Here is a 13,591-nt window from a genome sequence, read left to right as displayed (position 1 = left end):
TGCGACGGCTTCAGAGGTGGTGGGGCGGCTTCTCGTCGAGGAAGCGCTTGAGGTCGGCCGCGCCGCCGCCGGAGTCGGTGCGCTCGCCCCAGCCGCGGTCGGTGTCGTCGGAGGACTGCTGGTCGAGCGGGTCGTCGAAGACCAGCGCGGGCTTCGGCGCGCGCGGCTCGGGATCGGGGGCGCTACTCATGCGTCCAGGGTACGGTCGCGGAGAAAATCCCCGCGCCTTCTGCTGTGCTGGGAATCATGACGTCCAGCCCCACTCCCCCGCCCGTCCCCTCCGGGCCGCCCGGCGACCGGGGACCGCTGCGCAGGCTCAGGGCCCGCGGACGCGACGAGGCGCACCGGACGGCTTCGCCGCTGGAGCTCTTCTTCGACCTGTGCTTCGTCGTGGCCGTCGCCCAGGCGGGCATCCAGCTGGTGCACTCCGTCGCCGAGGGCCATGCGGGCGAGGGGATCCTCGACTACGCGATGGTGTTCTTCGCCGTGTGGTGGGCGTGGATGAACTTTTCCTGGTTCGCCTCGGCGTACGACAACGACGACGTGCTGTACCGGGTCGTCACGCTGGTGCAGATCGCGGGTGTGCTGGTCCTCGCGGCGGGGGTCTCGCGGGCGTTCGAGGAGCACGACTACCTCGTGGTCTGGCTGGGCTACGTGATCATGCGGCTGGCCCTGGCGACGCAATGGCTGCGGGCGGCCCGCGCCGCCGAGGGCCCGGAACGGACGACGGCCCTGCGCTACGCCGGCGGTGTGCTGCTGTGCCAGGTCGGCTGGCTGGGTCTGCTGTTCCTGCCCGAGGACGCCCGGCCCTGGTGGTTCCTGGTGATGGCGCTGCTGGAGATGTGTGTGCCGCTCTTCGCGGAGCGGGGCCATCCCACGGCCTGGCATCCCCGCCATATCGCGGAGCGCTACGGACTGTTCACCATCATCGTGCTCGGCGAGACGATCGCCGCGGCCACGATCGCCGTGAAGTCCGGTATCGACGAGAACGACGCACTGGGCGAGCTCCTCCCCATCGCGTCGGGCGGGCTGCTGATCATCTTCGCCGCGTGGTGGATCTACTTCGTGGTGCCCATCCACGGCCATCTGCGCTCCAACCGGCAGGCGTTCGTGTGGGGCTACGGCCACTACGTGGTCTTCGCCTCGGCGGCCGCGATCGGGGCCGGACTTGAGGTGGCGGTGGAGCAGACGGTCGGCAAGGCGCACATCTCCACGCTGGCGGCGTCGGCCGCCGTGACCCTGCCGACGGCCCTGTATCTGCTGACCGTGTGGGCCCTGCACTCGCGTCACTTCAAGGCGGGCATCACCCAGCAGCTGGTGCTGCCGACGACGGCACTGCTGGTGATCTGCTGCACGTTCCTGGGTGACTGGGCGGTGCTCGCGGCCGGCGTGGTCTGCGCGCTGTCGGTGGTGGCGGGAGAGACACTGGCCGCGCGCCCGGCGAGGGCCCAGGGGGCTTCGAGCCGGACGGCCTGACGGCGCCGACGGGCCCGGTGAGAGCCCAGGAGTCGTCGAGCCCGGCCCACTGACCGCGCCGACCGGCCCGGTACGCCCACACGGGCCGGCGGCTGGACAACACTGGGCGCCATGACAGTTGACGCATCGGTGGACGCTCTGACGGATGTCTCCGGCCTGCGCGTGGGGCACGCGACCCGCGCCGGCGACGGCTGGCTCACCGGCACCACGGTCGTGCTCGCCCCGGAGGGCGGGGCCGTGGCCGCCGTGGATGTGCGGGGCGGTGGCCCCGGGACCAAGGAGACGGACGCGCTCGACCCGCGCAACGTGGTGCGGAAGGTCGAGGCGATCGTGCTGACCGGCGGCAGCGCCTACGGGCTGGACGCCGCCTCGGGGGTGATGGCCTGGCTGGAGGAACGGGGGCGCGGGATCCGGGTCGGGGCGGACCCGGCGCATGTCGTGCCGGTCGTGCCCGCCGCCTGTGTCTTCGATCTGGGGCGGGGCGGCGACTTCCGGGCCCGGCCGGACGCGGCCACCGGCCGGGCCGCGGTCGAGGCGGCTGCGGCGAGCGAGCTCGGCGCGCGGGTGGCCCAGGGCTGTGTGGGCGCCGGCACGGGGGCGGTGACCGGGGTGGTGAAGGGCGGCATCGGCAGCGCGAGCACGGTGCTCGGCTCGGGTGTCACGGTGGCCGCGCTGGTGGTGGCCAACGCGGCGGGTTCGACGGTGGATCCGGAAACGGGGGTGCTGTACGGGGAGTTGTTCCAGGGACGGGTGGAGTACCCGGAGGCGGAGGTCCACGCGGCCGCGCGGCGACGCCTGGCCGAGACGGCGGCGAGGAGCGCGCCGCCGCCGCTCAACACCACGCTCGCGGTGGTCGCCACGGACGCGGATCTGTCGAAGGCCCAGGCGCAGAAGCTGGCCGGCACAGCTCACGACGGGATCGCCCGCGCGGTGCGGCCGGTGCACCTCCTCAACGACGGGGACACGGTGTTCGCGCTGGCGACGGGAGAAAGCGCCCTGGACGCCGCGAACCCGCTCGCCCTCAACGAGGTCCTCGCGGCGGGCGCCGATGTGGTGACCCGCGCGATCGTGCGGGCCGTGCGCGCCGCCGAGTCGGTCGACGGTCCGGGCGGGGCGTGGCCGTCGTACGGGGAGTTGTACGCGGGCCACAGAGCAGGGGGCCGCTGAGCGGGCGGGCTCCCACAGCAGCCCCACAGCGATACCGGACATTGTCGCGGCCATGTAACGGTGATGTCGTTCCTGGCGGTCGGACGCAACCCGAACGGCCGCCCGGTCCCTCTTCCTTCACGTACTGGAGCGGATCACTCACATCACACGAACTGGGAGCAGCCCGTGACAACGCCGGACATTGCTGCGCGGCGCACACTGGGGGCCTGTGCCGCCCTGATGGTCGGCGCCCTGACGCTCACCGCCTGCGGGGGCAGCGCCAACGCCGATGACGACGCCAAGGGCGGCAAGGGCTCGGGCAACACGTCCGTCGCGAAGATCGCCATCTCGGCGAAGGACGGTTCCACGGGCGCGTCCATCAACTCGACCGGCGTGAAGGTCAGCGACGGGAAGCTGACCGACGTGAAGATGACGGTGGCGGGCGACGGTCAGGCCGTGCCGGGCTCGATCTCCTCCGACGGCAAGGCGTGGAAGCCGAAGGAGCAGCTGGAGCGCGGGACGAAGTACCAGATATCGGCGACCGCGAAGGACACGGACGGCCGGACGGCCGCGGCCAACTCGATCTTCACGACGGTGTCGTCGTCGAACAGCTTCATCGGGACGTACACGCCGGACAACGGCACCACGGTCGGTGCGGGCATGCCGGTGTCGTTCACCTTCGACAAGGCCATCACCGAGCGGAAGGCCGTGCAGTCGCGCATCAAGGTCACCTCCAGCAGTGGGCAGGAGGTGGTCGGGCACTGGTTCAACGGACAGCGGCTCGACTTCCGGCCCGAGGAGTACTGGAAGGCGGGCTCCAAGGTGACGATGAAGATCGACCTGGACGGGGTCGAGGGCGCGAAGGGCGTCTACGGCGTGCAGAAGAAGACGGTCACCTTCACCGTCGGGCGCTCGCAGGTCTCCACGGTCGATGTCAACACGCAGACCATGACGGTCGTCAGGGACGGCAAGACCATCAAGACGATCCCGATCTCGGCGGGCAGCCCGGAGCACACCACGTACAACGGGCAGATGGTGATCTCGGAGAAGTTCACCCAGACCCGGATGAACAGCCGCACGGTCGGCCTCGGCGGTGAGTACGACATCCCGGACGTGCCGCACGCGATGCGCCTGACGACGTCCGGCACGTTCATCCACGGCAACTACTGGTACAACAAGGGCAACCCGCCCTTCGGGCGCCAGGGCACCAGCCACGGCTGTGTCGGCCTCGCGGACGTCCAGGGCGCCGGGGGCAGCACGCCCGCCAAGTGGTTCTACGACAACTCGCTCATCGGCGACGTGGTGATCGTGAAGAACTCCCCCGACAAGACGGTGTCGCCGGACAACGGGCTCAACGGCTGGAACATGGCATGGAGCCAGTGGGTCGCGGGCAGCGCGTCGTGAGCGGCTGAACAGCCACCCCAACTGGGGTTTTTGACGGACCGACCGGGCCGCGCCGGAACTTTTCGCGCGGCCCGCGCGTTTTCCCGGACGTACGTTTTCTCGGTTCCCGGACATGATGTCCGACCGAGGGGCTACGGTATGCACCCACAAGGTGACATGCAGCAACGCCGGGAGAAACCTTGAGCGTTCCGTACGAGACGGCAGCGTACGAACCCCACGACTCGCCCGAGACTCCGGAGGAACACCTCGCGCGACTCCTCGGCCGCGCCCTGAACTCCTTCGAGTTGCCGGACGAGACGATAAGGCGCCTGGACTGCGCTCTGGCCCACGACGGTTCGCTGCACTCCGCGCACCACAGCGCGGGCCTGCACCGGGAGACGTACCGGCACACGTGGCTGCTCGCCGACGGTTCGGCGCTCACCCTGTGGGAGCTCGTCCACAACACGGCATCGGGCAGCGAACCGCAGCACGAGGTCTATGTGGACGAGGAGGAGCTGCGGGCGGCGACCGCGCGTCTGCCGCTGCCCCCTGACACGCCCGACTTCGAACTGCCGGTGATGGTGCAGCTGTCACCGGTCCCCGCGCCCCGGCACGCCTATGCCGCCGACGACTCGGCGGACCACGCGCGCCGTTTACTGCGCCGGGCGGAGAACACGGACCGGCCGGGAGCGGACACGGCGGCCCTGCTGGCCACGGCGTCCGGCCATCAGATCACCCAGGCCTTCGGCCGCCCCTGCCGCGCCGGGCGGGCGGGGCTGGGCTTCTCGCTCTACGAGCACGCGTTCCTGCTGCGGGACGGCGCGGAACTCTCCCTGTGGGAGGTCGAGCACACGGCGACGCCGGACGGGCGGCACATGTGTGAGGTGTACGTCAGCGAGGACGCGGCGCGCGAGGCGATGGAGCGGCGGGCGGCGCAGCTTTCGTAGGCGCGGGCGCGGCTTTCCTAGATGCCCCGGTCTCCGCCGAACTGCTGGCGCACCAGCTCGGTGAAGGCGTCTCTCTCCTCCGTGGTCAGCTCCACGGACTCCAAGCGGGGGCCTGTCTGCCGCTGTTGCGGGAGAGCGGGGAGGGAGTGGCCTTCGGGCCACCCGGAGAGGTGCTCAGGCATGCGCTCCAGTAGACACCACGGCCCGGGACTTCGGTCCCGGGCCGTGATTTTCGTGATCTATCTCGCAGGTGGCATGAACGGTTCACACGCCACGAAAGGGACGGACCGCTACGGGTGTCACGCCGCCACCGGCTGCTTGCTCTCCGCCGCCGGCGCCGAAGTGCCCTTGCCGGGTGCCGCGGTGGTTCCCGGGGCCTGCTTGCGCATGCCCTTCAGGACGATCACCAGGGCCGTCGTGACGCAGACGCCCGCGGCGATGGCGACCAGGTACAGGAGCGGGTTGCCGATCAGCGGGACCACGAAGATGCCGCCGTGCGGGGCGCGCAGGGTGGCGCCGAAGGCCATCGACAGGGCACCGGTGATCGCGCCGCCCGCCATGGAGGCCGGGATGACGCGCAGCGGGTCGGCCGCCGCGAAGGGGATCGCGCCCTCGGAGATGAAGGAGGCGCCGAGGACCCAGGCGGCCTTGCCGTTCTCGCGCTCGGTCTGGTTGAAGAGCTTGCCGCGCACGGTCGTGGCCAGGGCCATCGCCAGCGGGGGCACCATGCCGGCCGCCATGACCGCCGCCATGATCTTCATCGCGGAGTCGCTGGGGTCGGACACCGCGATGCCGGCCGTGGCGAAGGTGTAGGCGACCTTGTTGACGGGGCCGCCGAGGTCGAAGCACATCATCAGGCCGAGGAGGGTGCCGAGCAGGACGGCGTTGGCGCCGGACAGGCCGTTCAGCCAGTCGGTCATGCCCTTCTGCGCCTCGGCGATGGGCTTGCCGATGACGACGAACATCAGGAATCCGACGATCGCCGAGGAGATCAGCGGGATCACCACCACCGGCATGATGCCGCGCAGCGCCGCCGGGATGTTCACCTTCTGGATCGCGATCACCACGCCACCGGCGATCAGACCGGCCGCCAGGCCGCCGAGGAAGCCGGCGTTGATGGTCAGGGCGATCGAGCCGCCGACGAAGCCGGGCACGAGTCCGGGCCGGTCGGCCATGCCGTAGGCGATGTAGCCGGCCAGGACCGGGACGAGGAAGCCGAAGGCGACGCCGCCGATCTGGAAGAGCAGGGCCGCCCAGCTGTCGGCCTGCGTCCACAGGAAGTGGTCCATCACCGACGGGGCCTTGTTGACCTTGTAGCCGCCGATCGCGAAGCCGAGGGCGATGAGCAGACCGCCCGCCGCGACGAACGGGACCATGTAACTGACGCCGGACATCAGCCACTTGCGCAGCTTGGTGCCGTAGCCCTCACCGGAGTCGCCGGTGCGCTCGACGGGCGTGGCGCCCGGGGAGCCGGAGGTGACCTCGCCGCGCGCGGCCTTCTCACGGACCTCGGCGATGAGTTCGGCGGGGCGGTTGATGCCCGCCTTCACCCCGACGTCGACGGTCGGCTTGCCGGCGAACCGGTCCTTCTCCCGCACGGAGACGTCGTGGGCGAAGATCACGCCGTCCGCCGCCGCGATGACCTCCGGGTCGAGGCGGGTGAAACCGGCCGAGCCCTGTGTCTCGACGGTGACCTCGACGCCCGCCTCACGGCCGGCGTTCTCCAGCGACTCCGCCGCCATGTAGGTGTGGGCGATGCCGGTGGGACAGGAGGTGACGGCGACGATGCGGAACGGGCGCTCCTCGGGAGCGCCGGCGGCGTCATCGGTGGTGGTGCTGACCGTGGCGGCGGCGGGAGAGGCCGCTCCCGCCGACGCCACGGTGTCTTCGGAACCCGCTTCCGCGGCAGGCTCGGCGGAGTCGGGCTCGTCGCCCCGGATCAGCGCCGCCGCGGCCGCCGCGTCGCCCACCGAGCGCAGCGCGTCGGTGAACTCCGTGTTCATCAGCTGCCGGGCCAGCGACGACAGGATCGTCAGATGGGCGTCGTCGGCGCCGGCCGGCGCGGCGATCAGGAAGATCAGGTCGGCGGGGCCGTCCGTCGCGCCGAAGTCGATGCCGTCGGAGCTGCGCCCGAAGGCGAGCGTCGGCTCGGTGACGTGCTCGCTGCGGCAGTGCGGGATGCCGATGCCGCCGTCGAGGCCGGTCGGCATCTGTGCCTCGCGGGCGGCCACGTCGGCGAGGAAGCCGTCCAGGTCGGTCACCCGGCCCAGGGCCACCATGCGCTCGGCGAGGGCACGCGCCGCGGCTTCCTTGGTGTCCGCGGACAGGTCGAGGTCGACCAGGTCCGCCGTGATCATGTCGCTCATCGCGGGCTCCTTAGCACGCGTATCGCCCGGTCAGCGGGGTGGGCGGGGGTGGGGACAGGGGTGCGGTGGGGGGTGACGGGGGTGGCGGCGGGGAGTAACGGGGAGCCCCGTCGCCGAGAGTCCGGTGGGAACGGCTCGGGGTACGTCATGACACCGGCTCCTTCAGGACACGGTCCGCCGGGACCTCCGCCGTGACCGTCACCGCCGCGGGGTCCAGGTCGCCCGGCGTCGGCATGACGCTGCCGGGCAGCTGGACGGCCGCCGCGCCATGGGCGACCGCGGAGGCGAGGGCGTCGGGGCCACTGCCGCCCGCGATCAGGAAGCCGGCGAGGGAGGAGTCACCGGCGCCCACGTTGCTGCGCACAGCGGACACCCGGGCGCTGCCGAACCAGGCGCCCTCGTCGGACACCAGCAGCTGCCCGTCGGCGCCGAGGCTCGCGAGTACGGCCCGGGCGCCCAGCGCGCGCAGTTCCTCGGCCGCCTTCACGGCGTCGCCGACGGTGGCGAGGGGGCGGCCGACGGCTCCGGCGAGCTCCTCGGCGTTGGGCTTGACCACGTCGGGCCGTTCCCGCAGCGCCTCCAGCAGCGCGGGCCCCGAGGTGTCCAGGGCGATCCGGGCACCGGCGGCGTGTGTGCGGGCGACCAGTTCGGCGTACCAGGAGGGGGCGAGGCCGCGCGGAAGGCTGCCGCAGCAGGCGATCCAGGCGGCGTCGCGGGACTGCTGCCGTACGGTCTCCAGGAGCAGTTCCCGCTCGGCCTCGGTGAGTTCCGGACCCGGTGCGTTGATCTTCGTCAGGACGCCGTCGGCCTCGGCGAGGGCGATGTTGGAGCGGGTGGCCCCGGCGACCGGGACCGGCGCGACCTCGATGCCCTGCGCGTCGAGCAGGTCGGCGACGAGCGCGCCCGGGGCGCCGCCCAGGGGCAGGACCGCCACGGTGCGCTGTCCGGCCGCGGCGACCGCGCGCGAGACGTTCACGCCCTTGCCGCCCGGGTCCATCCGCTCGCCGGTGGCGCGGATGACCTCGCCGCGGTCGAGGGACGGCACCTCGTAGGTGCGGTCCAGTGACGGGTTGGGGGTGACGGTGAGGATCATGCGCGCACTACTTCCGTGCCGCCGCGCTCGATGGCGACGGCGTCTTCGGGGCTCAGCCCGCTGTCGGTGATCAGCAGGTCCACATCGCTCAGGTCGCCGAAGCGGGCGAAGTGCTCCTGGCCGTGCTTGGAGGAGTCGGCGATCAGGACCACCCGGCGGGCGGCGGCCACGGCCGCGCGCTTCACGGCGGCCTCGGCGAGGTCGGGGGTGGTCAGACCGTGTTCGGCGGAGAAGCCGTTGGCGGCCACGAACAGCACGTCGGCGCGGATCTCGCCGTACGCCCTGAGCGCCCAGGCGTCCACGGCGGCGCGCGTACGGTGCCGTACGCGCCCTCCGATGAGGTGGAGCTGGATGCCGGGGTGGTCGGCGAGGCGGGCCGCGATGGGCAGGCTGTGCGTGACGACGGTGAGGGAGGCCTCCAGCGGAAGGGCGGCGGCCATCTTCGCCACCGTCGTACCGGCGTCGAGGATCATCGTGCCCTCGGTCGGCAGTTCCGCGAGGGCCGCCTTGGCGATGCGGTCCTTCTCGTCGGCCGCCGCGGTCTCGCGCTCGGCGAGGTCCGGCTCGAAGTCGAGACGCCCGACCGGGATGGCTCCGCCGTGCACCCGGCGGACCAGGCCGGCCCGGTCGAGGGCCTTCAGATCCCGGCGGATCGTCTCCGCCGTCACCTGGAACTCCTCGGCCAGCGACACGACATCCACTCGGCCGCCGTCACGGGCGAGCCGGAGGATCTCCTGCTGCCGCTCCGGTGCGTACATGTCTGTTCGCCTCCGCCTCATGCCCGAACGTGTGGTTTCAGCGGGAGGCTACGCCGAGATTTCCGGGAAGTAAACAGGTTCGGGCTCAATCGGGCATGATCGGAAACAGCGGCGGGCCCGGCACCCTGTGAGGTGCCGGGCCCGTCCCCCGCTGTCAGACCAGCGCCGGTTCCTTCCCCTGCGCCGGCAGCGACTCACCCTCCACGTGCTGCGCCGGCCGCTTCGGCAGGGCGAACATCAGCAGGAAGATGACGGCCATCACCGCGGCCACCCAGCCGAGCGCGTTCTCGAAGGCGTCGGCGAAGGCCGGGCCCACCTGGTCCCGGTTCAGGTGGTCGCTGATCGAGCCGAAGAACACGACCGACACCAGCCCGAGCCCGAGCGCGTTGCCCATCTGCTGCACGGTGTTGATCAGGCCGGAGGCCGAGCCGGAGTGCTCGCGCGGCACCTCGGAGAGGATCGCGTCGGTCAGCGGCGCGACGATCAGGCCCATGCCGACACCCATCACGACCAGCGGCAGGGCCATCTGCCAGGAGGTGATGGCGAGGCCGTAGTGCCCGGACTCCCAGATGTAGAGCAGCACCCCGGCCGCCATCACCAGGGCGCCCGCCTGGAGCACCTTGCGCCCGAAGCGCGGGACCAGCTTCTGCACCGACATCCCGGCGGCCACGGACACCGCGATCGAGAACGGCACCCCGGTCAGCCCGGCCTTCAACGGGCTCCAGCCCAGCCCGAACTGCATGTACAGCGTCCACACCAGGAAGAAGATGCCGAGCGCGACTCCGAACACGGTCTGCACGGCGATCCCGGCCGCGAAGCTCTTGACCCGGAACAGCGACAGCTCGACCAGCGGGGAGCCGTCCCGTGCGCTCTTGCGCCTCTCGAACACCACCAGCACCGCGAGGACGACGAGCGAGCCGGCCATCGAGACGTACCCCCATACCGGCCAGCCCAGCTCGCGGCCGCGGATGAGCGGGTAGAGCAGCATCAGCAGGCCCAGCGTCACGAGCGCGACACCCACCAGGTCCAGCTTCAGCGCCCGGGGCGCCTTGGACTCGGTGATGAACCGGCTGCCGAGGATGAGGCCCGCGACACCCACGGGCAGGTTGATCAGGAAGATCGAGCGCCACTCCCACCCGAACAGGTTCCACTCGGTCAGCAGCGCGCCCAGCAGCGGACCGGACACGGCCCCGAGACCGACGACCGCGCCGAACAGCCCGAACACCTTGCCCCGCTCGTGCGCCGGGAAGGTCGCGTGCACGATCGACAGCACCTGCGGCACCATCAGCGCCGCCATACCGCCCTGCAGGAACCGCGAGGCCACCAGCATCTCCGGGTTCACCGCGAGGCCGCACAGCGCGGAGGCGACGGTGAAGCCGCCGATGCCGACGAGGAAGATCCGTTTGCGGCCGTGGATGTCGCCGAGCCGTCCGCCGGTGATCAGACCGGCGGCGAAGGCGAGGGCGTATCCGGCGGTGATCCACTGGATCTCGCTGAAGGACGCGCCCGACTCGCGCTGGATCGACGGGATGGCGATGTTGACGATCGTGACGTCGACGAGGTCCATGAAAGCCGCGGTCATCACGATCGCGAGGGCGAACCAGCGGCGGCGGTCGGTCCCGCCGCCCGTGGTGCCGAGGGTGGTGTCGGTGGAGGTCATGTTTCGAAGCTAGGGGGTCATTAGGTCAGATCATGTCCTAGTGGTACGGCATCCTCGCCGGTATGACGACGGACACACCGGCCCGGCTGCTTACGCTCCTCTCCCTCCTCCAGACGCCCCGTGAATGGCCCGGCGGCGAGCTGGCCGGCCGGCTCGGGGTCTCCCGCCGCACGGTCCGGCGGGACATCGACCGGCTGCGCGAACTGGGCTATCCCGTGCAGGCGACCAAGGGGGCCGACGGCGGCTACCGGCTGGTCGCCGGCAAGGCCATGCCACCGCTCGTCCTCGACGACGAGGAGGCCGTGGCCATCGCGGTCGGGCTCCGCGCCGGGGCGGGGCACGCGGTGGAGGGCCTGGACGAGGCGTCGGTGCGGGCGCTGGCCAAGCTTGAGCAGGTGCTGCCGGGCCGGCTGCGCCACCGCGTGACCACCCTGCAGGCCGCGACCACGCCGCTGACCAGCGGAGACGGCCCCAGCATCGCACCCGAGACGCTGACCGTGATGGCCTCGACGGTGGCCGGGCACGAGCGGCTGCGGTTCGCCTACCGGACCGCGGACGGCACCGAGTCACGGCGCCTGACGGAGCCGTACCGGCTGGTCTCGACGGGCCGCCGCTGGTACCTCGTGGCATACGACATCGACCGCGACGACTGGCGTACGTTCCGCGTCGACCGGGTGAGCGAACCGTTCGCCACGGGCGCCCGCTTCGTACCGCGCGAGCTGCCGACCGGGAGCGCTGCGGAATTCCTGCGGCAGTCGATGCAACGGCAGCAGCAGACCTACGACTTCGAGGTCACCTTCGCCGCCCCGGCCGAGTTCGTCGCCGCCCGCCTGCCGAGCTGGCTGGGGGCGCCCGAGCCGTTGGACGACGGCACCTGCCGGCTGCGGGGGTCCACAGGGGACCAGGTGCAGTGGGTGGCGTTCCGGCTGGCGATGCTGGAGTGCGACTTCGCGGTGCATGGGCCGGAGGAGCTCGTGAGGGCCGTACGGGAGATGGGGTCCCGGTTGAGCAGGGCGGCGGGGGAACGGAGCGCGACGTGAAGCGCCCGTTACCGGGGCGGCCGCACCGAACGGCCGGATGGAGCAAGCGAGGCTGCACATTGTCCGTTCACCATCAAGGCTGGCCCTCATGGAGAAGACTCCCAGGGTGATCGTGGAGCCGCCGGACAGCAGGGGCCTTCGTGCAGTCAACGTGGGTGGCACAACGGTGGGCAGCGCCTGGTCCCCGAAGGATCTGCGCAGGATTCTCCGCAGACTCGGCTGCCCGGAAGACATCGATCTGGACGACCGGAGAGTCATGGTCTGGCGCGGGGCCGGCAGCGGGACATGGCCCGACCTCACGTGGCGAAGACGCACGGCCACGGCACTCATGATGGCGGGACTCGTCCTGTCCATGGGCCTGCTCACCGTCGTCGGAACACCGGACGCCATGGGGGCCCTGACTTTCGCGCAGCGCATCACCGGGTTCCTCTTCATCCTGTCCGGCGCGGTGCAGGGCCTCGCGGCGCTGGCGGCCCTCGACCATGAGGGAAAACGGCAGGTCAGGTACTCCGGGGCCGTGGTACTGGTCGGGGCGCTGATCGCCTTCATCACCGAGAGCATTTTCCTGTTCACCTGGCTCCAGGAAAGAGAACCGACACCCTATCTACCCGTATACCTGCTGCTCTTCGCATGGTCACTCTGGGCACTGTGGCGACTTTTCCAGGAGCAGGTGTGGAGAGTAATTCCCCACCCCAAAGGATTTGCCACCGGGGTGGCCATTTCCGGCCTTCTGGCCGCCACGAACTTCGCATACTCCGCCGTCTACCAGCCCACATCCGCTCCCTTCTATGTCACTCTCACGGCAAAATTCGGCACCCCTCACCCCGACCCCGCCCGCCCATTCATCCATGTGCCTCTCACGTTCCAGGTGGAGAACACCGGAAAGGTTCCGGCATACATCATCATCGATAAATACCTGGTGTACGGACGCTCGGCCGACTACTCGAAGGACGACGGCGGGCTAAGGGGCTGGAAGAAGGCTCTGGAAGAAGAATCCGACGCGGAGCTCCACGTCGCCGAAACAGACAGCAAGACGATAAGCGCCGGACAGTTCGCCGGCCCGGGCTACTGGCTTCATCCGGGGGAGGGGCACGTCAAGGAAAAAGTCATACAGCTCCCCAGGAGCGTTGAATACGATCTCCTGGAAGCGACCTTGGGCGTGGTGGCGATGAGGATGGATCGCGGGAAGATCAACCTCATGCAGCTACAGCAGGCGCACCCCTCCTGGCACAAGAAGGAGGGGGGATTCTACTGTTCAGAGTGCAGCGAGATGATCATCCATCAAGGGGTGGTGCGCCACAACAATAACATCATCAATGTCACCCGCAAACCCCGGTACGTGATCGTACTCTGGTACGGCACAGGGGAGGATTTTGATTACTCGTACGCCATCTCGTCCTACAAATTCAACGGCGGAGAAAACCCTGACCTGAAAGAATTGAGAAGGGAAATGGCGAGAGAAGAAGACCGGTACGGCGTGGAGTCGCGCTCGACTTCGACCAGAGTATCCGTCGCGGCATTGATGGCGTCGTTGCAGCCGTTGTAGCGGGCCGGGCCGTCGAGTTGCACGAGAGCACAAATGAGCCGAAAATAGCCATAAGTGGTTGTTGTGACTGCAAGGGCAAATCCCGCACGTCCCACAGTGCATCTGGATGCGCCATGGCCCGAAACATTCGACGACGAGTCTCCCGTTCCAAGGGCTGCACGTACTGCCTGGTTGCG

General features: G+C 70.3%; 12 protein-coding genes. 6 read left to right on the top strand and 6 right to left on the bottom strand.

The window, feature by feature from the left end:
- Window positions 1-10: 10 nt before the first annotated feature.
- Window positions 11-190: a hypothetical protein gene (locus AC07DF_RS28600; RefSeq protein ID WP_478977395.1), complete on the bottom strand. Its 180-nt coding sequence runs from the start codon at window positions 188-190 to the stop codon at window positions 11-13.
- Window positions 191-246: 56 nt separating this feature from the next.
- Between AC07DF_RS28600 and AC07DF_RS28595 the strand changes: the two genes are divergently transcribed.
- From AC07DF_RS28595 to AC07DF_RS28580, 4 genes are all read left to right on the top strand, one after another.
- Complete coding sequence (locus tag AC07DF_RS28595) at window positions 247-1,476, top strand: low temperature requirement protein A (RefSeq protein ID WP_478977392.1); 1,230 nt, start codon at window positions 247-249, stop codon at window positions 1,474-1,476.
- Between the two features lie 111 nt (window positions 1,477-1,587).
- On the top strand, window positions 1,588-2,643 hold the full coding sequence (locus AC07DF_RS28590) for a P1 family peptidase (protein WP_478977389.1): 1,056 nt from the start codon (window positions 1,588-1,590) through the stop codon (window positions 2,641-2,643).
- Window positions 2,644-2,808: 165 nt separating this feature from the next.
- The gene (locus AC07DF_RS28585; RefSeq protein ID WP_478977386.1) at window positions 2,809-4,026 is read left to right on the top strand and encodes a L,D-transpeptidase; all 1,218 of its coding nucleotides are present in this window, start codon (window positions 2,809-2,811) and stop codon (window positions 4,024-4,026) included.
- A gap of 179 nt (window positions 4,027-4,205) precedes the next feature.
- Window positions 4,206-4,952 carry a DUF6227 family protein gene (locus tag AC07DF_RS28580; protein WP_478977383.1) on the top strand — a complete coding sequence of 249 codons (747 nt, stop codon included), beginning with the start codon at window positions 4,206-4,208 and terminating at the stop codon, window positions 4,950-4,952.
- Between the two features lie 17 nt (window positions 4,953-4,969).
- Here the strand turns inward: AC07DF_RS28580 and AC07DF_RS28575 are convergent, their stop codons facing one another.
- The 5 genes from AC07DF_RS28575 to AC07DF_RS28555 form a co-directional block, all read right to left on the bottom strand.
- Window positions 4,970-5,134: a hypothetical protein gene (locus AC07DF_RS28575; protein WP_478977380.1), complete on the bottom strand. Its 165-nt coding sequence runs from the start codon at window positions 5,132-5,134 to the stop codon at window positions 4,970-4,972.
- Window positions 5,135-5,251: 117 nt separating this feature from the next.
- Entirely contained in the window at window positions 5,252-7,318 is a 2,067-nt protein-coding gene (locus AC07DF_RS28570) for a PTS fructose transporter subunit IIABC (protein WP_478977377.1), read from the bottom strand.
- A gap of 145 nt (window positions 7,319-7,463) precedes the next feature.
- The gene (gene pfkB, locus AC07DF_RS28565) at window positions 7,464-8,411 is read right to left on the bottom strand and encodes a 1-phosphofructokinase (protein WP_478977374.1); all 948 of its coding nucleotides are present in this window, start codon (window positions 8,409-8,411) and stop codon (window positions 7,464-7,466) included.
- Window positions 8,408-9,169 (bottom strand): DeoR/GlpR family DNA-binding transcription regulator, encoded by a 762-nt coding sequence (locus tag AC07DF_RS28560; protein WP_382495569.1) that lies wholly within the window; start codon window positions 9,167-9,169, stop codon window positions 8,408-8,410. Before AC07DF_RS28560 ends, pfkB begins: the two co-directional genes overlap by 4 nt.
- Window positions 9,170-9,323: 154 nt before the next feature.
- A complete protein-coding gene (locus AC07DF_RS28555; RefSeq protein ID WP_478977369.1) occupies window positions 9,324-10,829 on the bottom strand; it encodes an MFS transporter in 1,506 nt (501 codons plus the stop codon).
- A 62-nt stretch (window positions 10,830-10,891) separates the two neighbouring features.
- Between AC07DF_RS28555 and AC07DF_RS28550 the strand changes: the two genes are divergently transcribed.
- Complete coding sequence (locus AC07DF_RS28550) at window positions 10,892-11,869, top strand: helix-turn-helix transcriptional regulator (protein ID WP_478977366.1); 978 nt, start codon at window positions 10,892-10,894, stop codon at window positions 11,867-11,869.
- Between the two features lie 88 nt (window positions 11,870-11,957).
- Window positions 11,958-13,415: a hypothetical protein gene (locus AC07DF_RS28545; protein WP_478977363.1), complete on the top strand. Its 1,458-nt coding sequence runs from the start codon at window positions 11,958-11,960 to the stop codon at window positions 13,413-13,415.
- The last annotated feature ends 176 nt before the right edge of the window (window positions 13,416-13,591 follow it).

The sequence above is a fragment of the Streptomyces sp. NPDC044719 genome, from assembly GCF_056433405.1.
This window is presented reverse-complemented; position numbering and strand designations above follow the sequence as displayed.